This window comes from Tabrizicola sp., assembly GCF_016792905.1.
Classification (GTDB): domain Bacteria; phylum Pseudomonadota; class Alphaproteobacteria; order Rhodobacterales; family Rhodobacteraceae; genus Tabrizicola.
The window spans coordinates 32,789-38,980 of the sequence record NZ_JAEULP010000067.1; the positions used below are offsets into that span (position 1 = coordinate 32,789).

The 6,192-nt window shown below is 66.2% G+C and carries 6 protein-coding genes; 3 read left to right on the forward strand and 3 right to left on the reverse strand.

Going from position 1 to position 6,192, the window contains the following annotated elements:
* The first annotated feature begins 1 nt into the window (after position 1).
* From JNL31_RS14150 to JNL31_RS14160, 3 genes are read left to right on the forward strand one after another with little or no spacing between them, the layout of a single operon-like run.
* On the forward strand, positions 2 to 1,177 hold the full coding sequence (locus tag JNL31_RS14150) for an amino acid aminotransferase (protein WP_294974410.1): 1,176 nt from the start codon (positions 2 to 4) through the stop codon (positions 1,175 to 1,177).
* 6 nt (positions 1,178 to 1,183) lie between these two features.
* Positions 1,184 to 2,059, forward strand: a complete 876-nt coding sequence (locus JNL31_RS14155) for an EamA family transporter (protein WP_294974412.1) — start codon at positions 1,184 to 1,186, stop codon at positions 2,057 to 2,059.
* A 56-nt stretch (positions 2,060 to 2,115) separates the two neighbouring features.
* Complete coding sequence (locus JNL31_RS14160) at positions 2,116 to 3,435, forward strand: acetyl-CoA hydrolase/transferase C-terminal domain-containing protein (RefSeq protein ID WP_294974414.1); 1,320 nt, start codon at positions 2,116 to 2,118, stop codon at positions 3,433 to 3,435.
* Between the two features lie 59 nt (positions 3,436 to 3,494).
* On the opposite strand, the gene JNL31_RS14165 is transcribed toward JNL31_RS14160, so the two are convergent.
* From JNL31_RS14165 to JNL31_RS14175, 3 genes are all read right to left on the reverse strand, one after another.
* The gene (locus tag JNL31_RS14165) at positions 3,495 to 4,412 is read right to left on the reverse strand and encodes a DMT family transporter (RefSeq protein ID WP_294974417.1); all 918 of its coding nucleotides are present in this window, start codon (positions 4,410 to 4,412) and stop codon (positions 3,495 to 3,497) included.
* 5 nt (positions 4,413 to 4,417) lie between these two features.
* Positions 4,418 to 4,846: an EamA family transporter gene (locus tag JNL31_RS14170; RefSeq protein WP_294974420.1), complete on the reverse strand. Its 429-nt coding sequence runs from the start codon at positions 4,844 to 4,846 to the stop codon at positions 4,418 to 4,420.
* Positions 4,847 to 5,023: 177 nt separating this feature from the next.
* Positions 5,024 to 6,192: ammonium transporter (locus tag JNL31_RS14175; RefSeq protein WP_294974422.1), on the reverse strand; the 1,169-nt coding region annotated here is incomplete at its 5' end.

Below are 6,192 nucleotides of genomic sequence, written 5' to 3' on the forward strand. Positions count from 1 at the left end.
AATGCTTGAAACCCTGAATCCCCAGCCGCAGGACAAGATCCTCGCGCTTATCGCCATGTTCCGCGACGACCCCCGGACCACGAAGATCGATCTTGGCGTCGGCGTCTACAAGGACGCGACCGGCCTGACCCCGGTCATGCGCGCGGTGAAGGCGGCCGAGAAGAAGCTGTGGGAGGTCGAGAAGACGAAGACCTACACAGGTCTGGCCGGGGAACCCGCCTATGGTGCAGCGCTGGTGACGATGATCCTCGGTAGCGGCTTTGCCGACCGCGCCGCCTCGGTGGCGACACCGGGCGGGACCGGGGCGATCCGGCAGGCGCTGGAACTCATCAGGATGGCCAATCCGGAGGCCCGGGTCTGGATGTCGGCCCCGACCTGGCCGAACCACCCCTCGATCGTGAAGTATCTCGGCATGACCGGGGTCGAGTATCGCTATTTCAACGTCGCGACCTCTGGCATCGACTTCCCCGGAATGATGGCCGATCTGGAACGGGTCTCGACGGGCGACGCGGTCCTCTTGCACGGCTGCTGCCACAACCCCACCGGCGCCAACCTCGACGGCTCGCAATGGGACCAGGTGATCGCGCTCCTGAAGAAGAAGGGCGCGGTGCCTTTCGTCGACCTCGCCTACCAGGGCTTCGGCGACGGGCTGGAGGAAGATGCCGCCGCCACCCGCAAGATCGCCGCCGCCTTCCCGGAAGTGCTGATCGCGGCCTCGTGCAGCAAGAACTTCGGCATCTACCGCGAGCGGACGGGCATCCTGATCGCCCTGACCTCTCCCGACCGCAAGGCCGTGGTGCAGGGCAACCTGAACTTCCTCAACCGGCAGAACTACAGCTTCCCGCCCGACCACGGCGCGCGGCTGGTGACGATGATCCTGGAAGACGCCGCGCTGACCGCCGACTGGAAGGCGGAGCTGGAGGAGGTCCGGCAGAACATGCTGGGGCTGCGCCGAGCGCTCGCCGACGAGTTGCGCCGCGCCACCAACACCGACCGCTTCGATTTCGTCGCCAGCCACCGGGGCATGTTCAGCCGCCTTGGCCTGACCGAGGCGCAGGTGAACCGCCTGCGCGAGGAATACGGCATCTACATGGTCGGCGACAGCCGGATCAACATCGCGGGCCTGAACGCGAAGACCGTGCCGGTGCTCGCCGCCGCCATCGCGCAGGTGCTCTGACACACCATGCTGGCCGTCGTCCTCTCGCTTGCGGCGGCGGCCTGCTTCGCCGTCTCGGCGCTCTTCGTCAATGCGGTCAGCGGACGGATCGGCCCGTTGCAGCTCTCGCGCTGGCAGATCGGGCTGTCCTTCCTGATGACCGGGGCGATGACCCTGGCCCTGGGCGGCTGGCGGACCATCGACCCTGAGAAGACGTTCTGGCTGGTCGGCTCCTCGGCAGCCGGGATCATGTTCGCTTCGCTGACCTTCGTCGCGACGATCCAGATCACCGGGCCGCGCATCTCGGCGCTTCTCTTCACCACCGCCTCCCCCTTCGCGCTGGCGCTCGGCTATCTCTTCCGGGGCGAGACGGTGAACGGGACGCAGGGTTTCGGTGCCTTATTGATCGTCGCAGGCATCGTGCTCGCGGTCCTCGGGCCCAAGGGGAATGAGGGCGCTCGGGTGGAAAGGCCGCTCTGGATTGGGGTGGGGCTCGGGCTTCTGACTTCGCTTGGCCAGGCGACCGGCAGTCTCCTGGCCCGTCCGGCAATGCTGGAGGGCGCCGATCCGGTCGCGGCGATTGCCGTGCGGACCGGGGCTGCGACCTTGTTCTTCCTGGCGCTTCTCGTCGTCCCGAAGTTGCGGCCGACCACGATTCCGGACCCGCTGTCGCTGCGGAAGATCGGGTTTGCAGCCTTTTCGGGCATGGCGGTGGGCATGTCCTTCCTGATGGCGGCCCTGGCCAATGGCAAAGTCGGGATTGTCACCACGCTCTCCTCGACCATGCCGATCCTGATCCTGCCGATGATCTGGGTGTTGTATGGTCGCCGCCCCCGGCCGCTCGCCTGGATTGGCGCGGCGATGGCGGTCGCAGGAACCGCGCTGATCAGCCTTTCGACCTGAGACTTGGCAGGGCCCGCCGCCCGTGCTTGACTGGCGGAAATCCTCGGGGGGACGCCATGGCGAAAGCGGCGCGCAGGATCACGGCAGAGGAAGCGGCGGCGCTGGTGAAACCCGGCATGTGGCTGGACTATGGTGCAGTCCTCGGCCAGCCGGACGCGTTTGACGTGGCTCTGGCCGCCCGGCTTGGCCCGCTGACCGACATCCGCTTCCGCTCTGTGCTGACCGCCCGCCCCCGCGCCGTGCTGGAGGCGGACCCGGAGGGAAAGCACATCCACTGGTTCTCCACCCATTTCTCGGGCTACGACCGGCGCAAGCATGATGCGGGGATGGCGCATTACCTGCCGGTGAACCTGGGCGAGGTGCCGGACTATTACCGCCGCTTCATCGACCCGCCGGACATCGTAGTCTTCAAGACCGCGCCGATGGACGGGAAGGGCTTCTTCAACTTCGGGCCAAACGTCCTCTGGATGCGGGCGCTGGTCGAACGCGGCAAGGTGGTGATCGTCGAGGAGACGCCGACCCTGCCCTATGTCATGGGTGAAGGCACCGGAGTGCATGTGTCGGAGGTCGACTACATCATTCCCGGCCACGACACGCCGATGGCCGAGCTGCCGAAGGCCCCGGCAAGCGAGGTCGACAAGGCCGTCGCCCGGCTGATCGCGGCGGAGGTCGAGGACGGGTCCTGCCTGCAGATCGGCATCGGGGGCATGCCGAACGCGGTCTGCTCGCTGCTGGCGGAGAGCCCGGTTTCGGACCTGGGCATCCATACCGAGATGATGACGGACGGGATCGTCGACCTGTACCGGGCGGGCCGGATCACCGGGGCAAAAAAGCAGATGAACCCCGGCAGGATGGTCTGCACCTTCGCGCTTGGGGCGCAGTATCTGTACGATTTCCTGCACCGCAACCCGGAGGTGGAGTTCCACCCCGTCGACTACACCAACCTGCCGCACATGATCATGCGGAACGACAGGGTGGTGTCGATCAACAACACGACCCAGGTCGACCTGCAGGGGCAGGCGGCGTCGGAATCGGACGGGTTCCGGCATATCTCGGGCACCGGGGGGCAGTTGCAGTTCGTGCGGGGGGCCTACGGGAGCAAGGGGGGCAAGAGCTTCATGTGCCTCGCCTCGACCTACGACAAGAAGGGGGAGCGGCGGAGCCGGATCGTGACGGCGCTGACGCGGGGGAACGTGGTGACGACACCCCGGACCGACCTGATGTATGTGGTGACGGAATACGGGATGGTGAACCTGAAAGGGCGGTCGATCGCGGAACGGGCGCGAGCCTTGATTTCCATCGCCCACCCGGATTTCCGCGAGGAGCTGGAGCGGGATGCCTACGAGCACCGGCTGATCCCGCGGGGGTTCTTCTAGATGTGTCCACGGTGGACAGAATTTTGGATCTTTTGGAATCAATAGGTTGGTTGCGGACGTTAACCTTCTGGCAAGGTTTCGACCGGCAGCGTCGTCGGTGTCCGGCTGGCGCGCCAGGCCGCCAGCAGACCCGCCACCGCGATCAGCGCCATGCCGGTGAAGCCCAGGGCATCGGGCAGGTGCCGGAACACCAGCCAGCCCAGCATGGTCGCAAAGGCGATGTGCATGTAGTTGACCGGGGCAAGGGTCGAGGCCGGGGCCTCGCGATAGGCTGACGTGAAGAGGAGATGGCCCACCGTCGCGCAGGAGGCGTAAAGGAGGATCATCAACGCATCGGCGGCGGTCGGCCAGGCCGGCACGCCAAGGGCGAGGGCCAGTCCGACCGAGATGACCGACCCCACCAGCGCCGTGTGGAACAGAAGCGCCATCGTCGTCTCGGTCCGGGTCAGGATTCGGGTCAGCAGGTGGTAGCCGGTGCCGAGGAAGGCATTCAGCAGGCAGAGCACCACGCCCCGGCTGTCCAGCCCGCTGCCCGGTCGCGCGATAAGCAGGACCCCGGCAAAGCCCAGCGTGGCGCAGACCCATCCGAGCGCGCTGACCCTTTCGCCCAGGATCGGGCCGGAGGCGAGCATCAGGAGGACGGGCGTGATGTAGATGATCGCCACCGTCTCGGCCACCGGCATGACCCGGAGGGCAAGCAGCATGGTCACCGTCGCGAAGGCGAGGAGAAGGCCGCGCAGGATCACCAGCCCGGTGCGCTGCGTCCGCCAGACCGCGCTGCGGTGTCGCGGCCACATGGTGACAAGGACGAGGACCAGGTTGATGACATAGCGCGCCGAAAGGATCAGCGCCGCCGCGTAGAGCATGGAGAGATGCTTGCCGAGCGTGTCGCCACAGGCAAAGAGGAAGGTCGCGGCCAGAACCAGCGCGACGCCCTTCAGCGGATTGCCCGCATCACTGGTCGGAGGGATCGCCACGGGCCCTAGACCTTCACTGCAACCAGCACTGCCCCGGCGGCAATCAGGCCGACTCCGGTCCAGTTCACGGGCGAGAGCCGTTCACCGAGGAAGACAGCGGCGAAGATGGCGACAAGGACGACGCTCAGCTTGTCCAGCGGCGCGACGCGCGAGGCATCTCCCAGCTTGAGCGCGCGAAAGTAGCAAAGCCACGAAGCCCCGGTCGCAAGGCCGGAGAGGCCGATTGCCGCAAGCGTTCTCCCCGAAACATGCGCCGGATTCTGCCACTGGCCGGTTGCGGCGACGATCAGCGCAAGGACCGCCAGAACGACACAGGTTCGCAGAAGTGTGACATAGTCCGAAGGCAGGCCGCTGACGCCGATCTTGGCGAAGATCGCGGTCAGGGCGGCGAAGACGGCTGAAAGAAAAGCCCAGAATTGCCAGCTGGATGTCATCTCGGCCCCACTGCTTTGCGGGAAGTCTAGGTCATTGTCCAGGGAGCGTCCAACGGCAAACGCTATGTGTCGTCGGACCCGTCGAGGAGACGAAGTCGAGCGCAAGCGGGACCAATGGATACGGCCCGCGGAGAGACTCCCGCGGGCCGTCGGGTTGGTGTGCTGCGCCGATAGGGCCTAGCTGTGGTAGGCCTGCTCGCCGTGGCTGATGAGGTCGAGGCCCTGGCGTTCGGTGTCGCTGTCCACCCGGAGGCCGATGGTCACGTCGACCAGCTTGTAGGCGATGAAGGATACCACGCCCGACCAGAGGATGGTGATGACAACGCCTTCGATCTGCACCCAGAGCTGGGCGCCCATGGCATAGTCGTCGCCCTTGACCCCACCGAAGGCGGCCGCCGAGAACACGCCGGTCAAGACCGCGCCGATGATCCCGCCGATGCCGTGGATGCCGAACACGTCCAGGCTGTCGTCATAGCCCAGCTTGTGTTTCACGGTGGTCACGAAGAAGTAGCAGACGACCGACACGATCACGCCCAGCAGGATCGCCCCCATCGGGCCGATGGTGCCGCAAGCCGGGGTGACGGCGACAAGGCCCGCCACCATGCCCGAGGCCGCGCCCAGCATCGAGGCCTTGCCCCGCGCCATGCCTTCGATGGCGCACCAGGCCAGCGTTGCCGCCGCCGTGGCGATGAAGGTGTTGATCATCGCCAGCGTCGCGCCGCCGTTGGCTTCGAGGTTGGAGCCCACGTTGAAGCCGAACCAGCCGACCCAGAGCATCGAGGCGCCGATCATGGTCATCACCATGGAATGCGGGGCCATGTTGTCCTTGCCGTAGCCCACGCGCTTGCCGATCACCAGGCAGCCGACCAGCGCCGCGATCCCGGCGTTGATGTGGACGACCGTGCCGCCGGCGAAGTCGATGGCGCCCTTGACGAAGAGATAGCCGTTCGCATCCCAGACCATGTGGGCGATCGGGAAGTACGAGAAGGTGCCCCAGAGGACGCAGAAGGCCAGGACCGCCGTGAACTTCACCCGCTCGGCGAAGGCGCCGATGACAAGCGCGGGGGTGATCGCGGCAAAGGTCATCTGGAACACGATGAACAGGTATTCCGGGATGACGTAGCCCGCGCTGAAGGTGGCGGACATGCTGTCGACGGTGACGCCGCCGAGGAACAGCTTGGCCGTGCCGCCCCACCATGGAGAGGTCGAGCCGCCGAAAGCCAGGGAATAGCCGTAGATCACCCAGACGATCATCATCACGCAGGCGATGACGGTGGTCTGCATCAGGATCGACAGCATGTTCTTCGACCGCACGAGGCCGCCGTAGAAGAGCGCGAGCCCCGGCA